The organism is Mucilaginibacter sp., from assembly GCF_965277465.1.
Taxonomy (GTDB): Bacteria; Bacteroidota; Bacteroidia; order Sphingobacteriales; family Sphingobacteriaceae; genus Mucilaginibacter.
Genome location: NZ_CBDICW010000002.1, coordinates 1,056,219 through 1,080,738, shown reverse-complemented (window position 1 = coordinate 1,080,738; position 24,520 = coordinate 1,056,219). Strand labels below are relative to the sequence as shown.

Below are 24,520 nucleotides of genomic sequence, written 5' to 3'. Positions count from 1 at the left end.
GTGCCTTATGCCACAATAGCTGGTAAAGTTATCATGTTCTTTATAATTAGGAATCATTAACAAAGCCCTATTTTTGCACATCAGTAGGTTTCACAAATTAGATTATTTTTATTTGCACTTATATTTTGCTGACCGTGCGGGCTCAGGTGCGTTTACTGTAGTCTGATCTGCCCTATCAATTCAATCAACCCAAAAATGAAACAGTATCTCGACCTAATGCGCCATGTAATGGAAACCGGTGCTCAAAAGCATGACCGTACCGGAACAGGAACTATAAGTGTATTTGGCTACCAGATGCGTTTTAACCTACAGGACGGCTTCCCAATGGTGACCACCAAAAAGCTGCACCTTAAATCAATCATCCACGAGCTGATCTGGTTTTTAACGGGCGATACCAACATTAAATATTTAAAAGATAACGGCGTTCGCATCTGGGACGAGTGGGCCGATGCCGATGGCAACCTTGGCCCCGTTTACGGTTACCAATGGCGATCATGGCCAAAACCCGATGGCGGCCATATTGACCAGATAACCCAGGTAGTTAACCAAATCAAAAACAATCCTGATTCGCGCCGCATGATGGTATCGGCATGGAACGTTGCCGATGTTAATGAAATGGCGCTGCCGCCCTGCCATAGCCTGTTCCAGTTTTATGTTGCACCTGCTGATGCCTCAAAGGGCGAAACACGTGGTAAGCTATCGTGCCAGTTGTACCAGCGCAGTGCCGATATATTTTTAGGCGTTCCGTTTAACATTGCATCTTATGCACTGCTCACCATGATGATGGCGCAGGTTTGCGATTTAGACTATGGCGATTTTATACACACCTTTGGCGATGCCCATATTTACAACAACCACCTGGAGCAGGCGGCACTGCAGTTAAGCCGCGAACCACGCCCGCTGCCAACCATGAAGATCAACCCGGACGTAAAAGATATTTTTCAATTTAAGTTTGAAGATTTCACATTGGAAAACTATGATGCATGGCCGCATATTAAAGGAGCCGTGGCTGTCTAATATAATTTAAAGATTTACTAAATTTGTGTATGACAGCGATTGAAGTAAAGACTGCGATACAAAAAGTACTGGATGAAGTACCTGAAAATATACTACCCGAAATACTCAACTATTTAAAGCAGGTTCAGCACCAGTCATCTGACCAGATAAAACTTAATAACAATTTAAAAAAAATACTGGCAGAGGATAAGGAGCTTTTTGAACGCCTTGCTCAATGATAGACTTCCTTAACGCCATTAAATTCCACAATATTTTAATAGATAATTTTGGTGGTAGCAAAGGATTAAGAGATGAAGGTGCATTAATTGCAGCACTTGCCAGACCTTTTGCAACTTTTGATCAACTTGAACTATACCCTACACCTATTGAAAAAGCAGCAGCAATTTTTGAAAGCTTAATAATAAACCACCCTTTTATTGATGGCAACAAACGTATAGCCTATTTACTGATGCGTATTACACTGCTTGAGTATGATTATGATATTTCGGCTACGCAAGACGAGAAGTACGACATGACCATTGCTGCAAGTAAAGGTGAATATAGAATTGAAGAAATAAAAAGCTGGATAAAAGATAACTTATAACAACCCAATGACCTTAACCATAGTAGTTGCCATTTCAGAGAACCACGCCATAGGTAAAGACAATAAATTATTGTGGTACCTGCCTAATGATCTTAAACACTTTAAAGATATTACCAGCGGGCATACCGTTATTATGGGCCGCAAAACCTACGAATCTGTTGGCAAGCCTTTGCCAAAGCGCCGCAACATCATTGTTACCAGGCAAAACATCCATATTGAAGGCTGCGAGGTAGTGAGCTCAATTGAAGCCGCAGTTGCTTTGTGTAAACATGAAGCAGAAGCCTTTATTGTTGGCGGTGCGGAGATCTATAAACAAGCCATGCACCTGACAGACAGGATATACCTTACCATAGTACACAAAACGTTTGAAGCCGACACCTTTTTCCCCGAAATTAACGCGCAGGAATGGAACGAGGTTTTGCGCGAGGATCATGAGCCGGACGAGAAAAATTCAATACCTTACTCCTTTATTACTTATCAAAGAACAGTAAAAGCAGAATATTAAGCGTAATTTATTTAACTAAATATCAATAAGTTAAATTCACAAATTACAGGCATAAACAGTGCTGTTTGCGGTTTACAAATGCTGTTTGATTTTGTTTTAATTAAAAATTTCATGCTTAGGAAATTTTATTAGATTTGCCGTCTTATTTAAAATGCGTATAAACTAATTAATTACATATTATAATTCAAAATGCAAGGTAAAGGGGTTGTCAAATTTTTCGCCATATTGCTGGCAATAGTATGCTTATACCAGCTTTCATTTACATGGGTAGCCCATAAAGTTGAAAATGATGCGCTGGTACATTCTAAAGGCGATACTGCGAAATTAAAGGTTTATCTGGATTCTGTTTCAACACTGCCGGTCTATCCGATCTTTAAACACGATTATCAGTACGTTAAACAAAGAGAGTTAGCCTTGGGTCTTGACCTTGAAGGTGGAATGAGCGTTACCATGCAGATCTCGTTGAACGAGCTGGTAAAAAAGTTAGCTAACAATAACAACGATGTTGTATTTAACCAGGCACTTGCTGCTGCATCAACTGATGCTATAACCAGCCAGACTGATTACATCACGTTATTTGTTAACGAATACGAAAAGCTTAACCCTACAGGTAAGCTTGCTGCTATCTTTTCAACAAAAGATAACCAGGATCACTTAAAGTTCAACGCATCCAACAGCGAAGTTGAATCTTATCTGAAAGATCAGGCAAGTGTAGCTGTACAGCAATCATACACTATCCTTAATACACGTATTGACCAGTTTGGTGTTGCAAACGCAAACATTCAATTACAAAAAGGAACTGACCGTATTTTGATTGAGTTACCGGGTGTAAAAGAGCCGGAACGCGTACGTAAACTTTTATCGGGTACTGCAAAGCTTGAGTTTTATCAAACTTATGATAATCGCCAGGTTTACCAGTTGCTTTCAAACATTAACGGAATTATTGCCGCAAAAATAAAAACAACCAAAAAGGATACCGTTAAAGCTGCCGATAAAACTGCTGCTGTTGCTGACAAGGCAGACACCAGCAAAAACAAAGGTGCTTTATCGTTATTAAATAAAGTTCAAAAAAGCGGTGCTAAGGATACCTCAGCGTTAGCAGGCAAATCACAGTTTAATGATCAGTACCCTTTATTCAGTGTTTTAAAACCACTGATGTATCAAGGCCAAAATGGTCAGGGTGAATTAGCGCCGGGCCCTATTGTAGGCCGTGCCGAACTTAAGGACACTGCAATGGTTAACAAATACCTGCAAAGCCCCGAAGTAAAAGCAGTAATACCGCAAAGCATGAGATTCCTTTGGTCGGTAAAACCAATGGATAAAACAAAGATTTTTGAATTATACGCTATAAAACTTGCAGGTGCCGAAAACGGCCCTGTGTTAGCAGGTGATGTAATAACTGATGCCCGTAACGATGTTGATCAAAAAGGCAGCCCAGAGGTTGTTATGGTGATGAACTCAGACGGTGCACAGAAATGGCGTAACGTTACAGCAGCAGCTGCTGCTGATCTTAACAATAAGCAATCAATCGCTATTGTTTTGGATGATAACGTTTACTCTGCCCCTGCTGTTCAAAACGAGATCTCTGGTGGTATATCTTCTATCTCAGGTAACTTTACGGTTGAAGAGGCAAAGGATTTAGCCAACGTATTAAAAGCAGGCCGTTTACCGGCTCCGGCTCACATTGTTGCCGAAGCAGTTGTAGGTCCGTCATTAGGTCAGGAAGCTATCCACGCAGGTTTAATATCAAGCGTTGTAGGTTTATTGGTAGTATTGGTGTTTATGATAGCTTATTACAACCGCGGTGGTACTGTAGCTGTTGTTGCCGTTATTATCAACATCTTCTTCCTGATGGGTGTTTTAACCAGCCTTGGTGCTGTGTTAACCATGCCGGGTGTTGCAGGTATAGTGCTCACGCTCGGTATCTCGGTTGATGCCAACGTATTGATCTATGAGCGTGTACGTGAAGAGCTTGCTTTAGGCAAATCTATCCGCATAGCCATTACCGATGGTTTTAATCATGCATTATCATCTATCCTCGATTCAAACATCAGTACTTTCCTAACAGGTTTAATATTATTTGTTTTCGGTACAGGAACTATCCAAGGTTTTGCAATCACTTTAATGATTGGTATCATCACTTCATTATTCTGTTCATTACTGATCTCGAGGTTGATATTTGAATATATGTTAGAAAAAGGATGGGATATTAAGTTCTCAAATCCCTGGAGCTCACATACCTTCAAAAATGCTAACTACGCGTTTGTTAAAAACCGTTTCAAGTTCTATATATTCTCGGGCTTGTTCATTTTGGCAGGCTTGGTTTCAATGGCAACACAAGGCTTTAACTATGGTGTTGACTTTGTTGGCGGGCATACGTATGTTATCAAATTTGACAGCAAAGAAGTTAATCCTGATTTTGTACGTGAAATAGTTAATAAAAACTTAGGCGAAGGTAACGAGGTTAAAACCTTTGGTACCGATAAGCTAAGCATCACTACCAAATACCTGATCAATGATAATTCGCCAAATGTTGATGACAAGGTAAGGGTTGCTTTAATAAAAGCATTAGATACCAAGCCAGAAACACACATTACAAAAGCTAACATAGTAAGCTCACAAAAAGTTGACCCTACTATCGCTAACGGCTTAAAAAAATCAGCATGGTTAACAGTGATCTTCGCTATCATTATTATCTCTGCTTACATCTTTATACGTTTCCGTAAATGGCAGTTCAGCTTAGGTGCTATGATTGCAACTGCGCACGATGCGTTAATGGTATTATCATTCTTTACCTTATTTAAGGATGTACTTCCGTTCTCGCTTGATATTGATCAATCATTTATTGCAGCAATATTAACAGTTATAGGTTACTCTATTAATGATACCGTGGTTGTATTTGACCGTATCCGTGAATTCCTTAACCTGCACCATGCAAAAACTGATGATCCTAAAACAGTAATTAACGATGCCATTAACAATACATTAAGCCGTACCATTATCACAGCTTTAACTGTATTACTGATCTTGGTGGTACTGTTCATCTTCGGTGGTGATGTTATCCGTGGTTTCTCATTCGCATTGCTTATCGGTGTATGTTTTGGCACATACTCGTCAATTTGCGTTGCTACCCCGGTAATTATCGACTTTGGGAAAAAAGATCTGAAATAAAAAATATTCAATTATTTCAAAGGCCCCAAAGAACATTTGGGGCCTTTTTTGTTTTAAATATGTTTGCTAATTGATTTAAGCACAATTGTATGAATGTAAAGGATAATGCAAAGTTCCCGAAGGTTGTAATTATAGGCGGCGGCTTTGGCGGCTTACAGGTTGCAGCAAAACTTAAAGATAAGCCTGTAGATGTATTGATGCTTGATAAGCACAATTACCATACCTTTCAGCCACTTTTATACCAGGTAGCAACCGGGAGCCTTGAGGCCGAATCTATTGGCTTTTCGCTACGCAAAAACTTTTCAAGTCAAAAAAACTTCCGCTTTCAAATTGCCGAGGTATCAAAGGTAAATCCTGAAAACAATACCATTGAAACTACCATAGGCGAGGTTGCTTATGATTACCTGGTGATAGCAACGGGCTCAACCACCAATTTCTTTGGCAATAAGGAGATTGAAAAATTTGCCCTGCCCATGAAATCAGTCCCAGAGGCATTGAATTTACGTTACCGTATTTTGCAAAGCCTTGAACAGGCAACACTGCTGCCTAATAAGGACGACAGGGAGCCGTACCTTTCATTTGTATTGGTGGGTGCCGGCCCTACCGGCGTTGAGCTTGCAGGGGCACTGGCCGAGATCCGTAACAATATCCTCCACAAAGATTATCCTGAATTAAAAAAGGAGGATATGAAGGTTTACCTGGTTGATTTTTTGCCAAAGGTGTTAGGCCCAATGTCTGACGAGGCCTCAAAGGGAGCTACACGCTTCCTGAAAGATATGGGTGTGGAGGTAATGCTTGGCGTTAAGGTTGACAGTTACGATGGCGAAGAGATAAAATTTGAAGGAGGTAAAAGTATCCGCACCAAAAATGTGATCTGGTCTGCCGGGGTAATGGGTGTTATACCTGATGGCGTTAATAAGGATTTGATTGTGCGTGGTAATAAAATTAAGGTTGATGCCAACTGCCGCATAGAAGGCAGTGAAAATATTTTTGCCATAGGCGATGTTGCTGCCATGATAACCGACGATACCCCAAAAGGGCACCCGGGCGTGGCACAGGTAGCCATACAGCAGGGCAAGTATGTTGGCGAAACTATTTTACAAACACTTAACGGCGAAGCCAACACACCATTCAAATACAACGATAAAGGCTCGTTAGCTACCATAGGCCGCAACAAGGCGGTGGCTGATTTAGGTAAAATAAAGTTCCAGGGATTTTTTGCCTGGCTGATTTGGATGTTTGTACACCTTATTTCCCTTTTAGGTTTCAGGAACAAGATCATTGTGTTTGTAAACTGGATAGCCAGTTATATTAGTTTTAACGGCGGCAGCAGGCTGATTATAAAGCGTTTTGAAAAAGATGATGCCCCGAAAAATAAAAATGAGCTAAAAGACAAAGTTTAATGCAAAGCCATATTTTTTTGCTAAAATTGATTAACTATTTACCCCCTAACTTAGTTAACCATGAAGAAATCAAAAACCATTAAGCTGGTGTTAATTACCGGCTTATTAGGCGCCGGCAATACCAGCCAGGCAAATGTTGCCCACAAATTAAACAGCCTCTATACCAGATCAACAGTAAAAAAAACCTTTAAAAGTAACCATATTGAGCCTGTAGGTTACTACAGTGCTCTTGATACCTCATCAGGCCGCAGGGTAAGTAGTGGCGGCTTTTTCCCCCCGACTGCCCGCCGTGGCGGCTTTGGCTTTTTTGGGCATTACAGCCATTCAGGGTCGTAATATAAGCCTCAATTTAAAACTGCACTATATTGTTTAAACCCATTTACAGGCGTATGTTTGTAATATAAACCCTTGCTTATCGCAACAAGCAGTAACATTTGGTGCAAAACCAAGTCAAACTGTTTTAATAAACCATATCAATGAAATTATTTTTACCTATTGGATGTATACTTGTTTTACTATTGGCCGCCTGTGACGATAATGAAGACCAGGCAAAAGAAGTGAACAAAAATGGCAGCATTGAAGTATCCTTAAGCACCGCGCATATTGATTCGTTACAGGAACAGGTAACCACTCACTATACCGTATGGCGCAAAGGTGTTAAGGTGCGCGAGTTTAACAAAAAAGATACCGTTCCGGCATTAGGCTCACTTTATACCGAGGGTGAGAATGATAACGGCGATACCAAGGATGTTAAGGTAAAAAAGGAATACGAGTTTTATGTTACCGTAAAATAAGCAGCATGAAAAAATCAAAAGTTATTTCGCTGGTTTTGGTAACAGGCCTTTTAGGCTGCGGCCGTAAACAGCCTGAACAAAACAGGTTGTATTTACGCACCGATTCGTCCGGGTATTATACCCGTGCAACCCCGGGCTATCATGGCTATTATATTTTCAGACCATATGGCACCTTTTATGGCGGCTATTATATGCGGCAGGGTTACTCCAACTCAATTGTACATACCGCAGAACCCAGCGTAACCCGTGGTGGCTTTGGCGGATCAGAAGGATTTCATGTATCATCCTAAATTATGCAGAGAATAGCTATAAATGCCCGCAATAACTGGCAGCAAACCGTTGAAGCCCTGGGCTTTGGTTTCCACACGGCAGATGTGCCTTACTGGGATGAATCTGCTTATTATTCCTTTACCATAAAAGAAATTGAAAAGATTGAAAGTGCAACTGCCGAGCTTTGGGATATGTGCCTGCAAGCCGTACAGCATGTGATAGACAATAACCTTTTTGAGCAGTTCAGGATCCCGCAGTTTATGGCCTCCCACGTAATTGATACCTGGAATAATGATGCCCCGGCTATATATGGCAGGTTTGATTTTTGTTATGATGGCCATACCGACCCCAAGCTGCTTGAATTTAATGCCGATACCCCTACCTCTTTGTTCGAAGCATCAATTGTGCAATGGTTTTGGTTAAAGGATTTTGATGAACCGAAGGACCAGTTTAATTCGATCCATGAAAAACTGATAGCCTACTGGAAATACCTGAAGGATTATTTATATGCTGACAAGCTGTATTTTACCTGTGTAAAGGATGTTTTGGAAGATTTTACCACCACCGCCTACTTACAGGATTGCGCCATGCAGGGCGGCCTTGAAACAGCCTTTATTTATATTGAAGATATTGGCTGGGATAATAACAACGGCTATTTTGTGGACCTTGATAACAACCCGATAAAGAATATTTTTAAGCTGTACCCCTATGAGTGGATGGTGAACGAAGCTTTCGGCAAAAACTTAGTGACAGATACTTTGAAAGCCTGCTGGATTGAACCATCGTGGAAAATGATATTAAGTAACAAGGCTATATTACCTATACTTTGGCAGTTATTCCCTTATCATAAGAATTTGCTGGCAGCTTATTTTACCCGCAGCAATTTAAAGGATTATGTAAAAAAACCTTTTCTATCGCGTGAGGGAACGAACATTACCATCATCGAAAATGAAAAATTGATTGCCAGCTCGGATGGTGAATATGGAGCCGAAGGTTTTATATTCCAGGAGTTGTGTAAATTACCCAACTTTGACGGAAACTTCCCGGTGATAGGAAGCTGGGTAATTGGACAGGAGCCGGCAGGGATGGGCATTAGAGAGGCAAATGGTTTAATAACCGATAACCTGAGCCGGTTTGTACCGCATTTGATTTTATAAAATGGCAACAGCAGCAATAAAAATAACCGAGTGCCCGCGTGATGCCATGCAGGGCATGCACCAGTTTATCCCAACCGAAATAAAGGCTGCTTATATCAACCTGCTGTTACAGGTAGGTTTTGATACCATAGATTTTGGCAGTTTTGTTTCGGCAAAAGCCATCCCGCAGTTGCAGGATACAGCAGCTGTTTTGCAAATGCTGGATATGGGTAATACCCAATCAAAGTTATTGGCCATTATAGCCAATTACCGCGGTGCCGAAGATGCTGCCAAACACAAGGAGATTACCTATTTAGGTTTCCCCTTCTCCATATCAGAAACTTTTCAAAAGCGCAATACAAACGCAGGGATAGATGAATCATTTGATACGGTAAAGCGGATCAATGCACTTTGCGGCCAAAGTGATAAACAACTGTTGGTATACCTGTCAATGGGTTTTGGTAACCCTTACGGAGATGACTGGAATGTTGATATTATACAGCACTGGACCGAAAAACTAATAGCAGAAGGTATTAAAACCATTGCCCTGGCCGATACCATAGGCATTGCTACACCAAACCAAATAAGTGAGATTTACCCCATGCTTTGCCGCGAATACCCGGAAACTGAATTCGGGATCCACCTGCATGCTACCCCTGATGCCTGGCAGGATAAGATAGCTGCTGCTTACCAAAGCGGCTGCAAGCGTTTTGATACAGCCATAAAAGGATATGGCGGCTGCCCAATGGCCACAGATGAGCTTACAGGCAACATCGCTACCGAAAACTTAATAGGATACCTTGAATCACAAAACGAGCTTACAGGCCTTAATTTGGCTAAATTTCAGCAAGCTATGGCCTACTCCGGCAAAGTATTTAGTTAAATCAGATCAGCTTCAACAAATTCAAAGCTGACCTGATAAGAAATATCAAAATGGGTTTTACAAAAAAACCTTACCTGCTTTGTAAAGCGGCAAACTTATTCTCATAATCTTTTAGCTGCGCCTGCAATTGGTTACTTAACGCTGGTTCTCCACTGTTTTTTGTGGTATCGGCCATGCTGTTCAATAATTGTACACCTATTTGCACGGTACGCAGGTCTATCCCATCTTTATTGTTTTGAAGCAGGTAGTAGTTATAATCCAGCTGATCAGTCACAAAACCATCTAAACTTTTTATATATTTGTTTCCTAAAGCTTTATCATCAAGTTTGTAGGCGGTAGCTGCAAGGAAAAACTTATGGGTTGCGGTATCAATATCGGGGTTAATATCCGGCATTTGCTCATCAAATTTATGAATAGCCTTTAAAGCCAGGTCGCGGTGCCCGTCTTTCATCAGCCCCTGTGCTAAATCACCGAAGGTATTTTCCATATTAAGGTAAAATTGGGTACTGGCAACATTGTCCAGATACTTTGCATGTTTATAATTACCGAACTTAAATTTATTAACTACATTGTTATACATTACCAGGCTATTGGTTTTTGAGCCCTGCTCAATTGCAGAAGTATCCGTTTTAAAAGGGATCAAATGATAAACAAAGCCTTCCTTGTACAGGTACGATTGCAGGCCGAACATACTCTCCTGCCCCATTGTGGTGGTAAAGCATAATGGCCGTTTCCAGTTGTTATGGGCCAGTATATCCATCATGGCCAGGTTATCTTTGGTAACATAGTTAGAGGTATACTTCCATTCCATGGCACTGGCTAAGCGGCTTTTTTGATCGGCACTTATTACGCCGTTATTAACTACATCATCAGCATTAACGGTTAATTTAAAGTTTTTAGTTGGCAGGTAATTAAGCTTCTCGCCACTTTGGTACTCCGCTTTGGTTTGCTCATTATCTGATGTCAGGAATTCAAACACATCTTTTATCTCCACTGAGCCCGGTATTTTTGCATCGTTATAATACATTACATCTCGCACGCCTGCCTTATACTTATCGTATGCTAAAGTTATAGGCAGCGGAGCCGACTGGTTCATTTTTCCCTGCATCTGGTGGATATACCAATCGCCGCTGAACAGGCTCATACATACAATACGTACATCGGGCCTGATGCCTTCCACCTCCTGATCATACCATAAAGAATAAGTATCATTATCGGCATTGGTGAACAGGATAGCATTTTTAGGGCACGACATCAGGTAATTATAAGCCATATCATGGGCTACGGTTTTGGTCGACCGGTCATGTCCTTTCCATTCTTTAACAGCTAAAAGCACCGGTACGGCCAGCATACACAAAGCGAACGAACCAATTGTTGCCACCCTGAGGGTTACCCATTTGCGGGCAATTTCGGCTATGGCAATTACCCCCAGCCCTATCCAAATAGCAAAGGCATAAAATGAGCCTACGTACGAGTAATCGCGCTCGCGTGGCTGAATAGAATTTTGGTTAACATATAATACTATGGCTATCCCGGTAAAAAAGAAAAGCAGCGCAATAACCAGTGCATCCCTTTTTTTACGCCTGAAATGATACACTGCGCCAAACAAACCCAATGCAAACGGCAAGGCATATAAAGGCGCATAATTAGTGCCGTTCAGTATTGATTTGGGCAGATGTTTACCACCATCAAAAATGCCGCTCGTCCAGTTCCCGTTAACGTCGGCAGTACTTTGCTGCCCATCCATTTCATTGTAACGGCCAACAAAGTTCCATAAAAAGTAACGTATGTACATTTGATATATTTGCCAGCTAAACATCCATTTCATGTTATCGGCAAAGGTGGGTGCCTGCCCATCGGCCATTTGCAGCCATTGCTTATAAAACTGAACGTTTTGGGCATAGTACTGGTCTGATTCTGTGCACCACATCCGTGGCAGCAGCGTGGTATGGTCATAAATATAATCAAGCTTTTTACCGGCCTTTTCATATTCGGTTTTTCCTTTTTGGTAGATATTGCCTTTCTCTTTTTCGTCTACAATTTTGGCATCAAAATACGGGCCCGAAAGCAGAGGCGTTTCGCCATACTGAATACGGTTTAAATAGCTGTACAGGGTAAAGGCATTATCAGGATGCGAATTATTAAGATCGGTATTGGCCGATGCCCTGATAGGAATATAAACAAATGAGCTGTAGCCAAAATAAATAAAGGCCACACATAAAAGTGCCAGGTTTAGTAAAGGCTTTTTATTGCGGATGCTGTACCAAATGCCTGCAGCTATCCCACCAAATAATAGCATGAAAAACACGGCAGCCCCGCTGCCAAAACCCATGCCCATGGAGTTTACGAAAAAGAAATCGGCCCAGGCCGCAAAGTAAACGGTGTAACCCCTGATACCAAATTGCACCAAACCCAAAATAACCAGGCTGCTTAAAAAGGCGATAACTCCATTTTTAACCGTAATATTTTTATACCTGCGAAAATAATATACCATAGCAATGGCAGGTATGGTTAACAGGTTTAACAGGTGAATACCTATTGATAAACCCACCACATAAGCTATTAATACAATCCATTTATCGGCAGCAGCTTCATCGGCATGGGCATCCCATTTAAGTATGGCCCAAAACACCACCGCCGTACATAATGATGATAGCGCAAATACAATGGTTTCAACAGCTGAGAACCAAAAGGTATCGGTATAGGTAAATGCCAGCGCACCTACCAGGCCTGCCGCCATAATAAGACTGATGTGCTGATTGTCTAAAACCGCTGCTTTTTTAGCCAGCAGCTTTTTAGCCAATGCTGTAATAGTCCAGAAAAGGAACATAATGGTTGCACCACTTGCCAGTGCCGACATCATATTGGTAAAATAAGGTACTTTGGTATGGTCGCCTAAGGATAAGAGCGAGAATGCTTTGCCCAGCATAGCAAACAATGGGTAACCCGGCTGGTGCGATACCTGTAAACGGTAGGCACACGAAATAAATTCGCCGCAATCCCAAAAGCTAACGGATGGTTCGAGGGTTAAGATGTAGGTTACAGTTGCTATTGAAAAACATAGCCAGCCTAACAGGTTATTGATCTTTTTGTACTGCATGGAAATTGAGAGGTAAAGTTTTTTTCAAATTTTTACTACAATTTCCATGTTATTTTTTAAACCCCGCCGGGATTTAACACCTGTTAACATACTTTAACTAAAATAACAGGAATTTTAACAATTGACAACCCATTGGGCTATCCTGTACAGGCAATGAATGATCAATAACAACCAGGGGTTACCTGTCGTTCATGTTCTCATTGTTCTTAAATTCCTGCATCTTGTTATCCAGTATTTTAATTGATCTTTCCAGGTCAGTAATATAGGATGACGAATATTTATCGCCTTTTTGATTATGCGATAATTGCTTAAGGAGCTCGGCTATTCTTTCTTTTGACCTTATAAATTTATTCAGATCTGCCATTAAATAGGTTTTAGTATGCCCTTGTACGGCTAAAGGTTGTATACTGTTGCTTAAATGTTATCAACAATAATCATTTTATTAACATACAGGCAAATAAAAAAAATTGCGCAATTGAGTTGAATTAACAGGCACAAAAAAGCCGGTATATATTATACCGGCTGATGTTATTTTTTATTTGGGATGATTAAAACTTATTCGTTCTCAATGGCCGAAAACGCTTCAAGCAATACGTTCCATTTATGGGTTGCGTCAATTTCCCAAACGCGTACGTAGTTGTAATTGCTTACCACGTTACCTTTTTTTATCCTGGCCTTGCCGTAAGTATAAGCCAGGTCGTTACTGGTTGAGCGGCCTGCATTAGTAGTTTCGGCAGTAATAGATATGCCTTCGTTACTAACAAACTTCATAATCTTCTCCTGCCCTATCATCGGCTCAAAACCGGGGAAATAGTATCTGCCCTCCAGGCTTAAAAACTCTTTATAAGTAGCAATGGTTGAGATTGATAACGAGTGATTCAGCAATTCATCAGTGGTAAGGATAATTTTTTTACCGTTAAAAGGATCTTTGCTGGGAGCTGTTTGCTTAGCAGTATCCGCCGGGTTTTTAAAATCAGTTATTGCCTCCTGCTCAGGCTCAGGGTGCTGTACACCAAGGTCCATCAGCAATTTAAGCTTGCCTTCGCTATCTAAGCGCCAAAGTGAAACATAATCACCATATACCTTATCAGTATCGCTTTTACCATTTTGATATACATAAGGGCCGGCAGTAAAAGCCAGGTCGCCGTTTACAGAAATACGTGCAAAATTAGGCACCCATTTTAATGATCCTGCCTGCCTGTCAATACTATTATAAAACTGAGTAATGTTTATAGCATCGGGTTTAAAGACAATCCCTTCCGGATCAGCAACTGATAAAAAGCCACCCTTTATTCCTTTACGTTCTACTAATTTATTAAAGTCTTTTTCGGCTTCAACTACTGTATTTACGTCGGCGTGTGCCGTTTGTGCCTGTGCTACTTTGTTTAAACTAATTAAAACAGCTACAGCAAGTAATATTCTTTTCATTTTTTTTCAATAGATAATCGCGGCAAATTAATAATAATTTTTTTTGCGTTGCGTGATAAAGGAAGGCTCAAATAAGTGATGTTATTATTTTTTGACCTTGTGATGTTATATAACGTAATTTCAACAATTAAATTTTACTCCAGTTAGTACCTTCTTTACTGTCGTTTAGCTGAAAACCAATTTGTTGAAGCCCATTTCTGATTTTATCAGATGTGGCATAATCATGATTTGTTTTTGCTTCGTTCCTTAAAGTAACAATCAGGTTTAATATTTTAGGCAGATCATCATTTGCCGCCTGCTCATTTTTTAAACCCAAAACATCCTCAATAAATGTATTCATCAGGCTTTTTAACAGTTCCAGGTTGCCGGCATCTATTTTCAGCTTACCATCCTGTACCGAATTAACGATCCGCGATGCCTCAAAAAGTTCGGCAATTAATACCGGACTGTTAAAGTCATCATTCATGGCAGCATAGCAACGCTCAAGCAATGCCTGTACATCAACATCAGTTGTGGCAGAAGGTTTTAAATTTTCAAGCAACCCGTATGAGTTCATGAGTCTTTTAAAGCCTTTTTCTGATGCTTCGATGGCGTCGTTACCAAAATCAAGCGTGCTGCGGTAGTTAGCCTGCAGCATAAAAAACCGCACCGTCATGGGGCTATAGCCTTTATTGAGGATAGCATTATCGCCCGAAAATAATTCGTGCGGTAAAAAGCTGTTCCCTAATGATTTTGACATTTTTTGCCCGTTAACCGTAAGCATATTGGTATGGATCCAATAGGTTGCCGGGTTTTTACCGCACGATGCCACGTTTTGGGCAATCTCATTGGTGTGGTGCGTAGGCACCAGATCAAGGCCGCCACCGTGAATGTCAAATTGCTCACCTAAATATTTGTTGCTCATGGCCGAACATTCCAAATGCCAGCCCGGAAAGCCAACTCCCCATGGCGAAGGCCATTTCATTAAATGCTCGGGCTTAGCTTTTATCCACAGGGCAAAATCAAGCTTGCCATGTTTTTCGTCCTGGCCCCCAAGTGTACGGGTATTGGTTAAAAGATCATAAAGGTTACGGCCGCTTAGTATGCCATAATCCTGCCTGTTGTTGTATTTTTCAACATCAAAATAAACAGAGCCATCGACCTCATAAGCATAGCCTTTTTCAAGTATCAGCTTTACCAGTTCAATCTGCTCAATAATATGGCCTGTGGCAGTTGGCTCAATGCTTGGCGGCAATACATTTAATATCTGCATCACCTCATGAAAGCCTACAGTATACTTCTGTACTATTTCCATAGGCTCCAAATGTGCAAGCTTGGCTTTTTTCGAGATCTTATCTTCACCCTCATCACCGGCATCACCTTCTAAATGGCCGGCATCGGTAACATTGCGTACATAGCGCACCTTGTAACCTAAGTGTGTAAGATACCTGAATATCAGATCGAAAGAAATATAAGTGCGGCAATTGCCCATGTGAACATCACTGTAAACAGTAGGACCGCAAACATACATACCCACATGCGGAGCATTTAACGGTTCAAATTTTTCTTTTTTGCGTGATAAAGTATTGTAAACAAATAAATTTTGTTCCATGTGGCAAACTTACAGTTTTAAGGTGAAAGCTAAAGTAAAACGCAAAAGGTGAATAGAAAAGGATATAGGTTTATACCCTATTATTAGCAGGTAGCTTTTATAATTTACAATTTGCTGACCTACTGCCTTTTTTGCTTTAGCTAAACCTTTTATAATTATTTCTTTAAACCTATCTCTCTAAGGCGCTCATCAAGGTATTGGCCTGCGGTTATATCTGTGTAATGTTTTGGATGCGCAGCATCAATACACGATGGCAAACAGGTAAGGTCCATCCCCGATTTTGGGTGTAGAAAGAAAGGCACCGAATAACGGGAATATTTCATCAGTTCGCGCGGCGGGTTAACCACACGGTGCGTGGTTGATTTTAGCTTGTTATTGGTTAGGCGCTGCAACATATCGCCAACGTTTACTACCAGGTCTTCGCCATAAGCTTTTACCGGAAACCATTTATCATCGCGCGTTAGCAGCTCAAGCCCATCGGCACTTGCACCAATTAAAAGGGTGATCAGGTTAATATCCTCATGCGCTCCGGCACGTACGGCATCATCAGGCAAAGCATCAGGGTTGGTTATAGGGAAATAATGCAGGGTGCGGAGGATAGAGTTACCGTTATGCACTTCGCCATCAAAATAATTTTCGGGCAAGCCAAGATAAACAGCTATGGCCCTTAATAAATAAATTCCGGCTGACTCTAATTTTTTATAAACCTCCAGCGTTGTTGAATTAAATGATGGCAGCTCATCAACTACCAAATTATCCGGATACTCATCTTTAAATGCATTGGTATCGGTAACTGTTTGGCCTATCTGCCAAAACTCCTTTAAATCAGGCGCTGTAAAGCCTTTGGCAGTTTCTTTACCTTTACTGGTATAACCGCGCTGCCCGGCAAGCTCCGGTTTTTCGTATTTCTCTTTAATAGCATCGGGCAAGGCAAATAGTGACTTTACATCTTCGTAAAGTTTATCTATCAACTGCTTATCAAGCCCGTGGTTGGTAATGGTAACAAATCCTGTTTCATTAAAAGCCTTTCCAATATCATCCGAAAACTGTTTGCGCTGCACAGCATCGCCATTTATATATGAGTTCAGATCAAGTCGCAGAATATTCACCATAATCGTTTCTGTTTTTATTTTGGTAAAACTATTTATTTTAAAAATAGTTGTAAAACAATTGTATAAAAAAAACCTTGTACTAAATATTATAAATGGCTTTACTTTTAAAGCAAACCACAGTCAAAACATATATATTTATTTAACTTGTTACCTAACAAACGGTTAGTTATATTATTATTTATAAACTTATGAAAACGTTTAACAAAATATGGGGCATAGGCTTACTTGCTTTTTCGCTGGTAATTGCGGCTCCCAACAAAAGTAAAGCACAAGACGACGGTTACATATCTGACCAGGAGTTTTATGACGACCTGCAGCCCGATGGTACCTGGGTAAGCGACCCGCAATACGGAAACGTTTGGGTACCCAATGCCGAAGAAGGTTTTAGGCCTTACGCAACACGCGGCCATTGGGTAGTAACCGAATATGGAAACACATGGGTATCAGACTACCGATGGGGATGGGCAACTTTTCACTACGGCCGCTGGCGCTACGATGATTATTACGGATGGGAATGGATACCCGGCCACGAATGGGCACCCGCCTGGGTAAGCTGGCGCCACGGCGGCGGTTATTACGGATGGGCTCCTCTATTACCGGGAATAAGCATCAGTATATCAATTGGAAGTGGTTACCGTGTGCCCGATAATTATTGGGTATGTGCACCGCAGGCTTATATAAACAGGCCAAATATTTATAATTACTATGCGCCGCCATCAAGGTCAATTACTATTATACATAATACAACTATTATTAATAATACTTATGTAAATAATAACCGCACCTATATAGCAGGCCCGCGCCCGCAGGAAATAAGGCAGTACACCCATCAGCCGGTTAATGTTTACCGTATAAACAACGATAGCAGACCAGGCTCAAGCAGGATACAGAACAATACCTTAAATATTTACAGGCCTGCAGTTAGGCAGCAAGCAAATGCACGCCCTGCAAGGGTTATTGACGGCGCTGCATACAAACAGCAAAACCCTAACCAGGCAATTGCAGCACACCGTGGTAATGGTGGTGCACCGGCGTATAACCATACCAATGCAGCAAGACTTGCACAGGTAGCCCAGGCACCAAAGCCCGACAATAGGTTTGTGCGCCAAAATCCGGTAGCTAAAAGGCCTGGAGGTCGACCAGGACAACCTGCAAACGGACAGCAACCTACCCAGCAAAAACCAAGGCAACAACAGCAAGACCGTACACGGCCAGGACAACCTGCAAACGGACAACAACCTGCCCAGCAAAAACCGGGGCAACAACAGCAAGACCGTACACGGCCAGGACAACCTGTAAACGGACAACAACCTGCCCAGCAAAAACCGGGGCAACAACAGCAAGACCGTACACGGCCTGCTCAGCAACAGCAACAACAGCAGCAACAAGCGCAACAAAAACAGCAGCAGGTACAACAGAAACAGCAGCAGGATCAGCAGCGCCAGCAGCAGCAGACTCAACAACGTCAGCAACAGCAGGTACAACAGAAACAGCAGCAGGATCAGCAGCGCCAGCAGCAGCAGACTCAACAACGTCAGCAACAGCAGGTACAACAGAAACAGCAGCAGGATCAGCAGCGCCAACAACAGCAAGCGCAGCAGCGTCAACAGCAGCAAGCGCAACAACAACAGGCACAGCAACGTCAACAACAGCAGGCTCAACAACGTCAGCAGCAGCAAGCGCAGCAACAGCAGGCCCAACAACGTCAACAGCAGCAAGCGCAGCAACAGCAGGCCCAACAACGTCAACAGCAGCAAGCGCAACAACAGCAGGTCCAACAACGTCAGCAACAGCAGGCTCAACAGCGTCAGCAGCAGCAAGCACAGCAGCAACAGCAGGCACAGCAGCAACAGCAGGCACAGCAACGTCAGCAACAGCAAGCACAGCAACAACAGGCTCAACAGCGTCAGCAGCAGCAGGCTCAACAACGTCAGCAGCAAGCGCAACAACAGCGTCAGCAACAACAAAGACAGCAGCAGCCACAGCCACAACAAAAAGAAAGACCGCACGATCAATAAGCGGTAACTGAACTATCAATAATAAATAGCACCTGTAATGATTATTAAAATTATAGGTGCTATTTTTATGCTTTATTAATTTATATGAGAAGGTTTTTTAAATCAGGATTTTACAATTACGGCATTACGCTGTTTATTGCTGCGGGGATTGGTTTTGGGTTGATGATAAATCCTTCAATAAAACATATTGCACCGGTAGCTGCAACAAAAGCTCCATCGCATATAGTTTTTATTGAAGACTCGTGGAAGGAAGCCCTTAAACAAGGTGCACTGCAAAAGAAATATATTTTTGTGGATGCTTATGCAAGCTGGTGCGGCCCCTGCAAAATGTTAAAAGCTACTACTTTTAATAATGCCGAGGCTGCAGCATTTTTCAACGCTAATTTTGTAAATGTCTCTATCGATATGGAAAAAGGACAGGGCCCTGAACTTGCACGGCAGTGGCAGTTGCAAGCCTATCCTACCCTCATCATCTTTAACTCAAAAGGCGAACCTGTTTTAGGTTCGGTTGGTTTTATAAAAGCAGCCGACCTGCTACGCTTCGGCAAACAGGCATTAGCCAAAAAATAATCAAAAAAAGGCCGGACATCAATTAAGACGTCCGGCCTAAACCACCCTATTTCAAATATTTTTAGCTTATTTAACTATAAAGCTGCCAACCAATAAGGCATAAACCTGATCCATAGTTAATGGCTCATCAAATGCTGCTGTTGCAATATCAACAGTAGTAGTTGTTCCGTACAAACTTTTTAAAGTTGTAACATCAACCCCACCCTGTACTACATTTTGCTCACCATCATAGTTACCATTTACCAATGATATACCGGTATCGTTACCCAAGGTAGCAGTACTGGTTATCCAAGGAGTTTGGCCACGGATCTGGCGGATTGCTGAAGCATGGCGTGCTTCAACTGCGTGAATATCCAGTGCGGCAGTTAATACTACCTGGTTGCCTACAAGATATTGTGCCTGTCCTTTATAAGCACGTACACCTGTATCTTCAAATGCCTGTGCTACTGCCAGGAAGGTGCCGTAGTTAGTTAATACATTAGCAAACGGCCCGTTACCTGAACCATTACCAGCGGTAAGGTCAAAAGTTGGTTTGGTTGCAGGTGTACCACCTAATTGTTTAATTACTGCTGTTAAAAAGGCAACGTGGTTGTTCTCATCTTTTGTTACCTGGTTAAAGTATAAGCTTGCAGCTGCAGCCGGTATTAAAGCTGTACCCTGTGCGCTACCTGCATTGTAAAATGTTGATTCAAGGTACTCAAGCGTTAACGCGTAATTTAATATATCAATAACAGATGGCGTTGTTGATGTTTGTGCGTAAGCTTTTTGAAACATTGTACCTACAGCAAATGGTAAAGCAGCTACTGCTACTTTGCTACCAAAGCTGGTTATATTTTTGATCACGTCGCGGCGCTCACTTAGCCTGCCGTAAACTTCCGGATCAACTTTTTCTATTTCTTCTATGATATTAAATAAATTCATGATTTTTTGGTTTTAAGATGCGATGTAACCATAATTAGATGCGCTCACTTTAGTTTTCAAGTAAGTATTGGCAATAGGAAGCACATCCTTAATTGCAAGTGATACATTTAAACTATTTGTTGTATCAACAACCTCGCTGGTAGCAAAGCTTCCCGGAGTGATCAGGTTACGGATCAATGCAGCATGCCTGGCTTCTACCGATACAATTTTACCGGCAATAGTTAGGTAAGCAGCATTCTTGATTAAATAACCGGCACCATCATAAGCACTAACACCGGTATCTTCAAATGCTTTTGCAGCACCAAGTACAGCCAGTCTGTTAGTAAAATCAATTGAGCTGAAATCAGGAGTTAAGCTGCCGATAGCATTTGCGCCTAAAGCTGCTTTAAAAAACTCGCGGTGTAAAACCTCATGATCACGAATTGAAGTAAGTAAAGATTTTTCATTGGCAGATATACCTGAGTATGGTGTTAAAATAACCTGTGTATAAAAAGCGGCTTCTAACTGCTCCAATGCATAAGCATAATTAAGGATACCATAATCGCCCGAACCTATATCAACGCCTGTGTTAAGGTTCACTTTGTGATCTTTGTGGCAAGCTGCGGTAGCTAACAAGCCTACTCCGGCAGCCCCAACCCCGGCGTATCGTAAAAATGACCTGCGGGCCATATTTACGCTGCCAACATTTTCTTGTGTTTCTGTTTTCATAAGTTATTTATTGAATATTAATTTTGTTAAGAGCGTTTAGTTTATATTGTTGATTTACGAATGAAATTTGATGCTGGTTTTTGACTTTTGCAATTAATTCATAGAATTGTAAAAATTGAGTCCAGATTTACCATAAGAACCTCATAATTAGTGCAATTGTTTCATATTAGATAATATAATTAACATAGCGTAAAGGAATATTCCCTACAGTTTTAGATTAAATTTATATTCTTAGTTGCAAACAATTAAACAACCGAAATGCCGTAGATCAAATCACCATTGTGGTGGGTTTAACATTCAATTATTTGCAATACTTAAAAAATTTAACGGGAGGCAGCTTTGGATATAAGCTGCAATTGATTTTTGAAAAAAAACGCAGATAGCGCTTTTAAAATTCAGCAAATAAAAAAAGGCCGAAAAACTCTCGCAGTGTTTCGGCCCTACATCTACCTATGAAAAACAACCCTTTTGGAAGGGCAGTAACTTTAATTCAAAAGAAATGCCAAGTACGTTTTATTTCTTTTTAAGCGTAAAAAGCACAATTAATTTACTACAGGATAAGTGCCGGGGAATTAATTTCCCACCAATAAGGGTAGTATTTTACACGTAACATTTTTATTACAATAGCATTTTTAATCCTGAGACACCAACATGTACAGGTGGCAGCTATCTGCTGATTAAAAATATTAATTTACATGTCAGCATATAATTAATAACACCAAAAAGTAAACTATAAACAATTAGCGTTGTTATACTTATTATGGATTACAATGTATATTTATTAGCAACCGATCCGAAAAACCCTTGCCGCGATATTATACACTCAAGGGATACCAATTTAAAGATCAGAGTTTTTTGCCTTGATAATGAACAATTCGGTCCGGACAGTAACGAGATCCAGCTTTATGGCTATGGGAATGGTAAACTGTATGCTTTTGAAACAATAAACATAAAGGCCGATGATGCGCTTGATGTTGTAGGCGCCATACAATGGTACGCCGATTATATTGACTACCCCGAAATGGAAATTTTACCTGATGATCCGCGCCCCGGCGAGCATAAAGCCATGTAAATGGCTCATGCCTGCTACTCCATAATATACAAAACTGCCTATTATCTGCATATAAAGTACATTTAAACGATTAACTGCGTTTACATGGAATGAAAGGATTAAATAAGCCTGTTTCTGTTTTAAGCTGCATGATTATAGGGCTTTTGCTTATTGGTATTAGTTGGAGCATTCACTTTAATCCGCCACTTATAAATATAATTTTAGAATCAGCTGGTTTTGTATTAGAAATTGGAGCCGCCCTGTACGGCCTTGTACAGGTAGTAAAAGATGTAATTAAATAGATTTAAAACCCAATCAGCCCTTCAAAAACAAATATCGCTATAATTTAAACCCAGGTAAACCTGATTTTTAAATTTATCGATGTTCTGAAATGCATTTTTTACCTGATAATTTACATCTCTATAGCCCTGCAACTACGCAAATTTGATTATTTAAGTTTAATTAAGCCTGCCTGTTAATGATTATTGCATCGAATTAAACAAATAATAAAAAATTAAATTTCTGATTTAAAGACCATTAAGCGCCATATACCTCAAGATGATTAATTATTTAAAATATTTTTTTGAAGAATAGCCAAGAGAACCTATATTTGCAATCCCAAAACGGAGGTAGCTAATCAAATAGTTACTTAAAACAAAAAGGGAGTTTAGCTCAGCTGGTTCAGAGCATCTGCCTTACAAGCAGAGGGTCACTGGTTCGAACCCAGTAACTCCCACTCAAAAAAAGCCTCTTAGAGATAATCTAAGAGGTTTTTTATTGCTGTAGACTTTCTAGTTCTCATTGGAGAGCATGAATCTATATATAGCTTGTTTGCACATAGTTTGCACAAACAGCGTAACCATAACACAAAAAACATGGTTACTTACAAAGTTTTATTAGACACTATGCGTCCAAAGTCGGACAGTACTTACTCCGTCATCATCAGAATCACGTTTAATCGTAAAAGCAGCACCATTAACACGGGCGTTTTCGTCCTAAGGGAATTCTGGAGCGAAACAAAAAATAATATTGCCGCAAGTCATCCTAATCATGGGATCCTTAACAAAAAGATTACAGAGGAGTATTTAAGGATACAAAAGGCTGTCATCGATTTGGAAAGTGAACAGGCGTTTAGTTTAGAAGGTTTGACTCAGAAACTTAAAAGATCTTCTATAAAACCTCAACTAGTTAAGGGTTGCGATTTTAACCAATTTTCGAAACAACTAATAGCTGATATGTTTGCTATTAACCAAGCTGGAAATGCTGTGATTTACCAGACTGCAACAAACAGATTAATGGCTTATGCCCCTACATCTGCACTTAAATTCCATGAGATTACTTATACATTCCTTGAAGGCTTTAAAAGGCATCTAATGAAAGATGGAGTTAAGCAAAACACCATAAGTAACTACTTTAGAACCCTAAGAGCTATCTATAACAAAGCTATAAAGGCCAGGCTAGTTGACCGATCACACTACACCGATTGCGTTGATCGCACTACCTGTGTTTCTCTTCGGTAATTTGGACGACTCGAATAATCATAGGCTTAATTTACTACCTTAGAACAACTATATCTCAGAGATGAAGAAGTACTTGCTTATTGTTTCTTTATTCGCAATCCTTAGTGCTAAGAGCCAATCTATCCTTGTCAATCGTTATGTTGATGACCGCATTAACCCTATGACATATCTACACTTTAAGCCTGATGGTACCTTTGAATTTAGATATGCAAACGACTTGATGGGTGATGAAGCAATCGGACGTTATACGATACATAGAGATACACTGCTTTTAACTTTCACCAAGGATACTTCAATCAGTGGTTTCACGTACTTTGAACATCCAACCGGTGTAAGAGCTGATAGCTTGCTTATAAAAAAGCACAAGCTGTACGAGATAAAAAATGGAAAAAACCGAGAGTACGAGCCACAGGACACTGTTCACCACAGACCACCCAAGAGTTGGCATTATAGGCGAAAGTACTTTTTGTTTGGCTACTGGCATTCAAACTATTCGAGGTATTACATGGTTGACGAACGTCATGCTAAGTGGGCTACTAAGAAATGGCTAAAACAGAATACAGCCTTGTTTCAGTAATAACATTTGTCCAAAACCCCATTCAACTCGCCAGAACGGTTAGGGCAATGGTAAAAGATTATTATATATTTATCAATAGCATTTAAAGATACCTTCCATCGAACCTACACTGTAAACACATCTTTGCCTAAATCTGTTATTTCAAACTCATTTAAAGAACGA

24 protein-coding genes and 1 tRNA gene are annotated in these 24,520 nt (G+C 40.7%); 18 read left to right on the top strand and 7 right to left on the bottom strand.

Annotation, left to right across the window (positions count from 1 at the left end; all coding sequences use genetic code 11):
- Positions 1-195: 195 nt before the first annotated feature.
- The 11 genes from ACQY4U_RS17165 to ACQY4U_RS17115 all read left to right on the top strand — a co-directional run bounded on the left by ACQY4U_RS17165 (position 196) and on the right by ACQY4U_RS17115 (position 9,762).
- Entirely contained in the window at positions 196-1,017 is an 822-nt protein-coding gene (locus ACQY4U_RS17165) for a thymidylate synthase (RefSeq protein WP_428330679.1), read from the top strand.
- A 29-nt stretch (positions 1,018-1,046) separates the two neighbouring features.
- The gene (locus ACQY4U_RS17160) at positions 1,047-1,235 is read left to right on the top strand and encodes a hypothetical protein (RefSeq protein ID WP_428330678.1); all 189 of its coding nucleotides are present in this window, start codon (positions 1,047-1,049) and stop codon (positions 1,233-1,235) included.
- Positions 1,232-1,600 (top strand): type II toxin-antitoxin system death-on-curing family toxin, encoded by a 369-nt coding sequence (locus tag ACQY4U_RS17155; RefSeq protein ID WP_428330677.1) that lies wholly within the window; start codon positions 1,232-1,234, stop codon positions 1,598-1,600. Before ACQY4U_RS17160 ends, ACQY4U_RS17155 begins: the two co-directional genes overlap by 4 nt.
- Before the next feature lie 7 nt (positions 1,601-1,607).
- A complete protein-coding gene (locus ACQY4U_RS17150; RefSeq protein WP_428330676.1) occupies positions 1,608-2,105 on the top strand; it encodes a dihydrofolate reductase in 498 nt (165 codons plus the stop codon).
- A 189-nt stretch (positions 2,106-2,294) separates the two neighbouring features.
- Positions 2,295-5,276: a protein translocase subunit SecDF gene (gene secDF / locus ACQY4U_RS17145; protein WP_428330675.1), complete on the top strand. Its 2,982-nt coding sequence runs from the start codon at positions 2,295-2,297 to the stop codon at positions 5,274-5,276.
- Positions 5,277-5,365: 89 nt separating this feature from the next.
- Positions 5,366-6,679: an NAD(P)/FAD-dependent oxidoreductase gene (locus ACQY4U_RS17140; protein WP_428330674.1), complete on the top strand. Its 1,314-nt coding sequence runs from the start codon at positions 5,366-5,368 to the stop codon at positions 6,677-6,679.
- A gap of 60 nt (positions 6,680-6,739) precedes the next feature.
- Entirely contained in the window at positions 6,740-7,015 is a 276-nt protein-coding gene (locus tag ACQY4U_RS17135; protein WP_428330673.1) for a hypothetical protein, read from the top strand.
- Between the two features lie 140 nt (positions 7,016-7,155).
- The gene (locus ACQY4U_RS17130) at positions 7,156-7,473 is read left to right on the top strand and encodes a hypothetical protein (RefSeq protein ID WP_428330672.1); all 318 of its coding nucleotides are present in this window, start codon (positions 7,156-7,158) and stop codon (positions 7,471-7,473) included.
- Between the two features lie 5 nt (positions 7,474-7,478).
- Complete coding sequence (locus ACQY4U_RS17125) at positions 7,479-7,763, top strand: hypothetical protein (RefSeq protein ID WP_428330671.1); 285 nt, start codon at positions 7,479-7,481, stop codon at positions 7,761-7,763.
- A gap of 3 nt (positions 7,764-7,766) precedes the next feature.
- Positions 7,767-8,900, top strand: coding sequence for a glutathionylspermidine synthase family protein (locus tag ACQY4U_RS17120; protein ID WP_428330670.1), 1,134 nt, complete (start codon positions 7,767-7,769; stop codon positions 8,898-8,900).
- 1 nt (position 8,901) lies between these two features.
- Complete coding sequence (locus tag ACQY4U_RS17115) at positions 8,902-9,762, top strand: hydroxymethylglutaryl-CoA lyase (RefSeq protein ID WP_428330669.1); 861 nt, start codon at positions 8,902-8,904, stop codon at positions 9,760-9,762.
- 70 nt (positions 9,763-9,832) lie between these two features.
- Here ACQY4U_RS17115 and ACQY4U_RS17110 read toward each other — a convergent pair whose 3' ends face one another.
- From ACQY4U_RS17110 to ACQY4U_RS17090, 5 genes are all read right to left on the bottom strand, one after another.
- Complete coding sequence (locus ACQY4U_RS17110) at positions 9,833-12,862, bottom strand: glycosyltransferase family 117 protein (RefSeq protein WP_428330668.1); 3,030 nt, start codon at positions 12,860-12,862, stop codon at positions 9,833-9,835.
- Positions 12,863-13,040: 178 nt separating this feature from the next.
- Positions 13,041-13,226: a hypothetical protein gene (locus tag ACQY4U_RS17105; RefSeq protein ID WP_428330667.1), complete on the bottom strand. Its 186-nt coding sequence runs from the start codon at positions 13,224-13,226 to the stop codon at positions 13,041-13,043.
- Positions 13,227-13,417: 191 nt separating this feature from the next.
- Positions 13,418-14,290, bottom strand: a complete 873-nt coding sequence (locus tag ACQY4U_RS17100) for a hypothetical protein (RefSeq protein ID WP_428330666.1) — start codon at positions 14,288-14,290, stop codon at positions 13,418-13,420.
- Between the two features lie 127 nt (positions 14,291-14,417).
- Positions 14,418-15,881 carry a cysteine--tRNA ligase gene (gene cysS, locus ACQY4U_RS17095; RefSeq protein ID WP_428330665.1) on the bottom strand — a complete coding sequence of 488 codons (1,464 nt, stop codon included), beginning with the start codon at positions 15,879-15,881 and terminating at the stop codon, positions 14,418-14,420.
- 155 nt (positions 15,882-16,036) lie between these two features.
- Positions 16,037-16,993 (bottom strand): isopenicillin N synthase family dioxygenase, encoded by a 957-nt coding sequence (locus tag ACQY4U_RS17090; protein WP_428330664.1) that lies wholly within the window; start codon positions 16,991-16,993, stop codon positions 16,037-16,039.
- 188 nt (positions 16,994-17,181) lie between these two features.
- Between ACQY4U_RS17090 and ACQY4U_RS17085 the strand changes: the two genes are divergently transcribed.
- Positions 17,182-19,011 (top strand): DUF6600 domain-containing protein, encoded by a 1,830-nt coding sequence (locus ACQY4U_RS17085; protein WP_428330663.1) that lies wholly within the window; start codon positions 17,182-17,184, stop codon positions 19,009-19,011.
- An 84-nt stretch (positions 19,012-19,095) separates the two neighbouring features.
- Complete coding sequence (locus tag ACQY4U_RS17080) at positions 19,096-19,581, top strand: thioredoxin domain-containing protein (protein ID WP_428330662.1); 486 nt, start codon at positions 19,096-19,098, stop codon at positions 19,579-19,581.
- 66 nt (positions 19,582-19,647) lie between these two features.
- Here ACQY4U_RS17080 and ACQY4U_RS17075 read toward each other — a convergent pair whose 3' ends face one another.
- Entirely contained in the window at positions 19,648-20,502 is an 855-nt protein-coding gene (locus ACQY4U_RS17075) for a ferritin-like domain-containing protein (protein WP_428330661.1), read from the bottom strand.
- 12 nt (positions 20,503-20,514) lie between these two features.
- Positions 20,515-21,210 carry a ferritin-like domain-containing protein gene (locus ACQY4U_RS17070; protein ID WP_428330660.1) on the bottom strand — a complete coding sequence of 232 codons (696 nt, stop codon included), beginning with the start codon at positions 21,208-21,210 and terminating at the stop codon, positions 20,515-20,517.
- A gap of 760 nt (positions 21,211-21,970) precedes the next feature.
- Between ACQY4U_RS17070 and ACQY4U_RS17065 the strand changes: the two genes are divergently transcribed.
- The 5 genes from ACQY4U_RS17065 (at position 21,971) to ACQY4U_RS17045 (ending at position 24,358) form a co-directional block, all read left to right on the top strand.
- Complete coding sequence (locus ACQY4U_RS17065; RefSeq protein ID WP_428330659.1) at positions 21,971-22,282, top strand: hypothetical protein; 312 nt, start codon at positions 21,971-21,973, stop codon at positions 22,280-22,282.
- A gap of 89 nt (positions 22,283-22,371) precedes the next feature.
- Positions 22,372-22,563 carry a hypothetical protein gene (locus ACQY4U_RS17060; RefSeq protein ID WP_428330658.1) on the top strand — a complete coding sequence of 64 codons (192 nt, stop codon included), beginning with the start codon at positions 22,372-22,374 and terminating at the stop codon, positions 22,561-22,563.
- A 359-nt stretch (positions 22,564-22,922) separates the two neighbouring features.
- A tRNA-Val gene (locus ACQY4U_RS17055) sits at positions 22,923-22,997 on the top strand.
- A 139-nt stretch (positions 22,998-23,136) separates the two neighbouring features.
- Positions 23,137-23,781, top strand: a complete 645-nt coding sequence (locus tag ACQY4U_RS17050) for a phage integrase SAM-like domain and Arm DNA-binding domain-containing protein (protein ID WP_428330657.1) — start codon at positions 23,137-23,139, stop codon at positions 23,779-23,781.
- Positions 23,782-23,842: 61 nt separating this feature from the next.
- Complete coding sequence (locus ACQY4U_RS17045) at positions 23,843-24,358, top strand: hypothetical protein (protein WP_428330656.1); 516 nt, start codon at positions 23,843-23,845, stop codon at positions 24,356-24,358.
- The last annotated feature ends 162 nt before the right edge of the window (positions 24,359-24,520 follow it).

What these genes read in the sequence shown, in the direction of transcription:
- ACQY4U_RS17125 (WP_428330671.1), top strand. Translation starts at nt 7,479, where the DNA reads ATGAAAAAATCAAAAGTTATTTCGCTGGTTTTGGTAACAGGCCTTTTA.
- ACQY4U_RS17130 (WP_428330672.1), top strand. Translation starts at nt 7,156, where the DNA reads ATGAAATTATTTTTACCTATTGGATGTATACTTGTTTTACTATTGGCC.
- ACQY4U_RS17135 (WP_428330673.1), top strand. Translation starts at nt 6,740, where the DNA reads ATGAAGAAATCAAAAACCATTAAGCTGGTGTTAATTACCGGCTTATTA.
- secDF (WP_428330675.1), top strand. Translation starts at nt 2,295, where the DNA reads ATGCAAGGTAAAGGGGTTGTCAAATTTTTCGCCATATTGCTGGCAATA.
- ACQY4U_RS17045 (WP_428330656.1), top strand. Translation starts at nt 23,843, where the DNA reads ATGAAGAAGTACTTGCTTATTGTTTCTTTATTCGCAATCCTTAGTGCT.
- ACQY4U_RS17090 (WP_428330664.1), bottom strand. Translation starts at nt 16,993, where the DNA reads ATGGTGAATATTCTGCGACTTGATCTGAACTCATATATAAATGGCGAT.
- ACQY4U_RS17050 (WP_428330657.1), top strand. Translation starts at nt 23,137, where the DNA reads ATGGTTACTTACAAAGTTTTATTAGACACTATGCGTCCAAAGTCGGAC.
- ACQY4U_RS17075 (WP_428330661.1), bottom strand. Translation starts at nt 20,502, where the DNA reads ATGAATTTATTTAATATCATAGAAGAAATAGAAAAAGTTGATCCGGAA.
- ACQY4U_RS17060 (WP_428330658.1), top strand. Translation starts at nt 22,372, where the DNA reads ATGAAAGGATTAAATAAGCCTGTTTCTGTTTTAAGCTGCATGATTATA.
- ACQY4U_RS17065 (WP_428330659.1), top strand. Translation starts at nt 21,971, where the DNA reads ATGGATTACAATGTATATTTATTAGCAACCGATCCGAAAAACCCTTGC.
- ACQY4U_RS17120 (WP_428330670.1), top strand. Translation starts at nt 7,767, where the DNA reads ATGCAGAGAATAGCTATAAATGCCCGCAATAACTGGCAGCAAACCGTT.
- ACQY4U_RS17160 (WP_428330678.1), top strand. Translation starts at nt 1,047, where the DNA reads ATGACAGCGATTGAAGTAAAGACTGCGATACAAAAAGTACTGGATGAA.
- ACQY4U_RS17085 (WP_428330663.1), top strand. Translation starts at nt 17,182, where the DNA reads ATGAAAACGTTTAACAAAATATGGGGCATAGGCTTACTTGCTTTTTCG.
- ACQY4U_RS17070 (WP_428330660.1), bottom strand. Translation starts at nt 21,210, where the DNA reads ATGAAAACAGAAACACAAGAAAATGTTGGCAGCGTAAATATGGCCCGC.
- ACQY4U_RS17080 (WP_428330662.1), top strand. Translation starts at nt 19,096, where the DNA reads ATGAGAAGGTTTTTTAAATCAGGATTTTACAATTACGGCATTACGCTG.
- ACQY4U_RS17100 (WP_428330666.1), bottom strand. Translation starts at nt 14,290, where the DNA reads ATGAAAAGAATATTACTTGCTGTAGCTGTTTTAATTAGTTTAAACAAA.
- ACQY4U_RS17115 (WP_428330669.1), top strand. Translation starts at nt 8,902, where the DNA reads ATGGCAACAGCAGCAATAAAAATAACCGAGTGCCCGCGTGATGCCATG.
- ACQY4U_RS17140 (WP_428330674.1), top strand. Translation starts at nt 5,366, where the DNA reads ATGAATGTAAAGGATAATGCAAAGTTCCCGAAGGTTGTAATTATAGGC.
- cysS (WP_428330665.1), bottom strand. Translation starts at nt 15,881, where the DNA reads ATGGAACAAAATTTATTTGTTTACAATACTTTATCACGCAAAAAAGAA.
- ACQY4U_RS17165 (WP_428330679.1), top strand. Translation starts at nt 196, where the DNA reads ATGAAACAGTATCTCGACCTAATGCGCCATGTAATGGAAACCGGTGCT.
- ACQY4U_RS17150 (WP_428330676.1), top strand. Translation starts at nt 1,608, where the DNA reads ATGACCTTAACCATAGTAGTTGCCATTTCAGAGAACCACGCCATAGGT.
- ACQY4U_RS17110 (WP_428330668.1), bottom strand. Translation starts at nt 12,862, where the DNA reads ATGCAGTACAAAAAGATCAATAACCTGTTAGGCTGGCTATGTTTTTCA.
- ACQY4U_RS17155 (WP_428330677.1), top strand. Translation starts at nt 1,232, where the DNA reads ATGATAGACTTCCTTAACGCCATTAAATTCCACAATATTTTAATAGAT.
- ACQY4U_RS17105 (WP_428330667.1), bottom strand. Translation starts at nt 13,226, where the DNA reads ATGGCAGATCTGAATAAATTTATAAGGTCAAAAGAAAGAATAGCCGAG.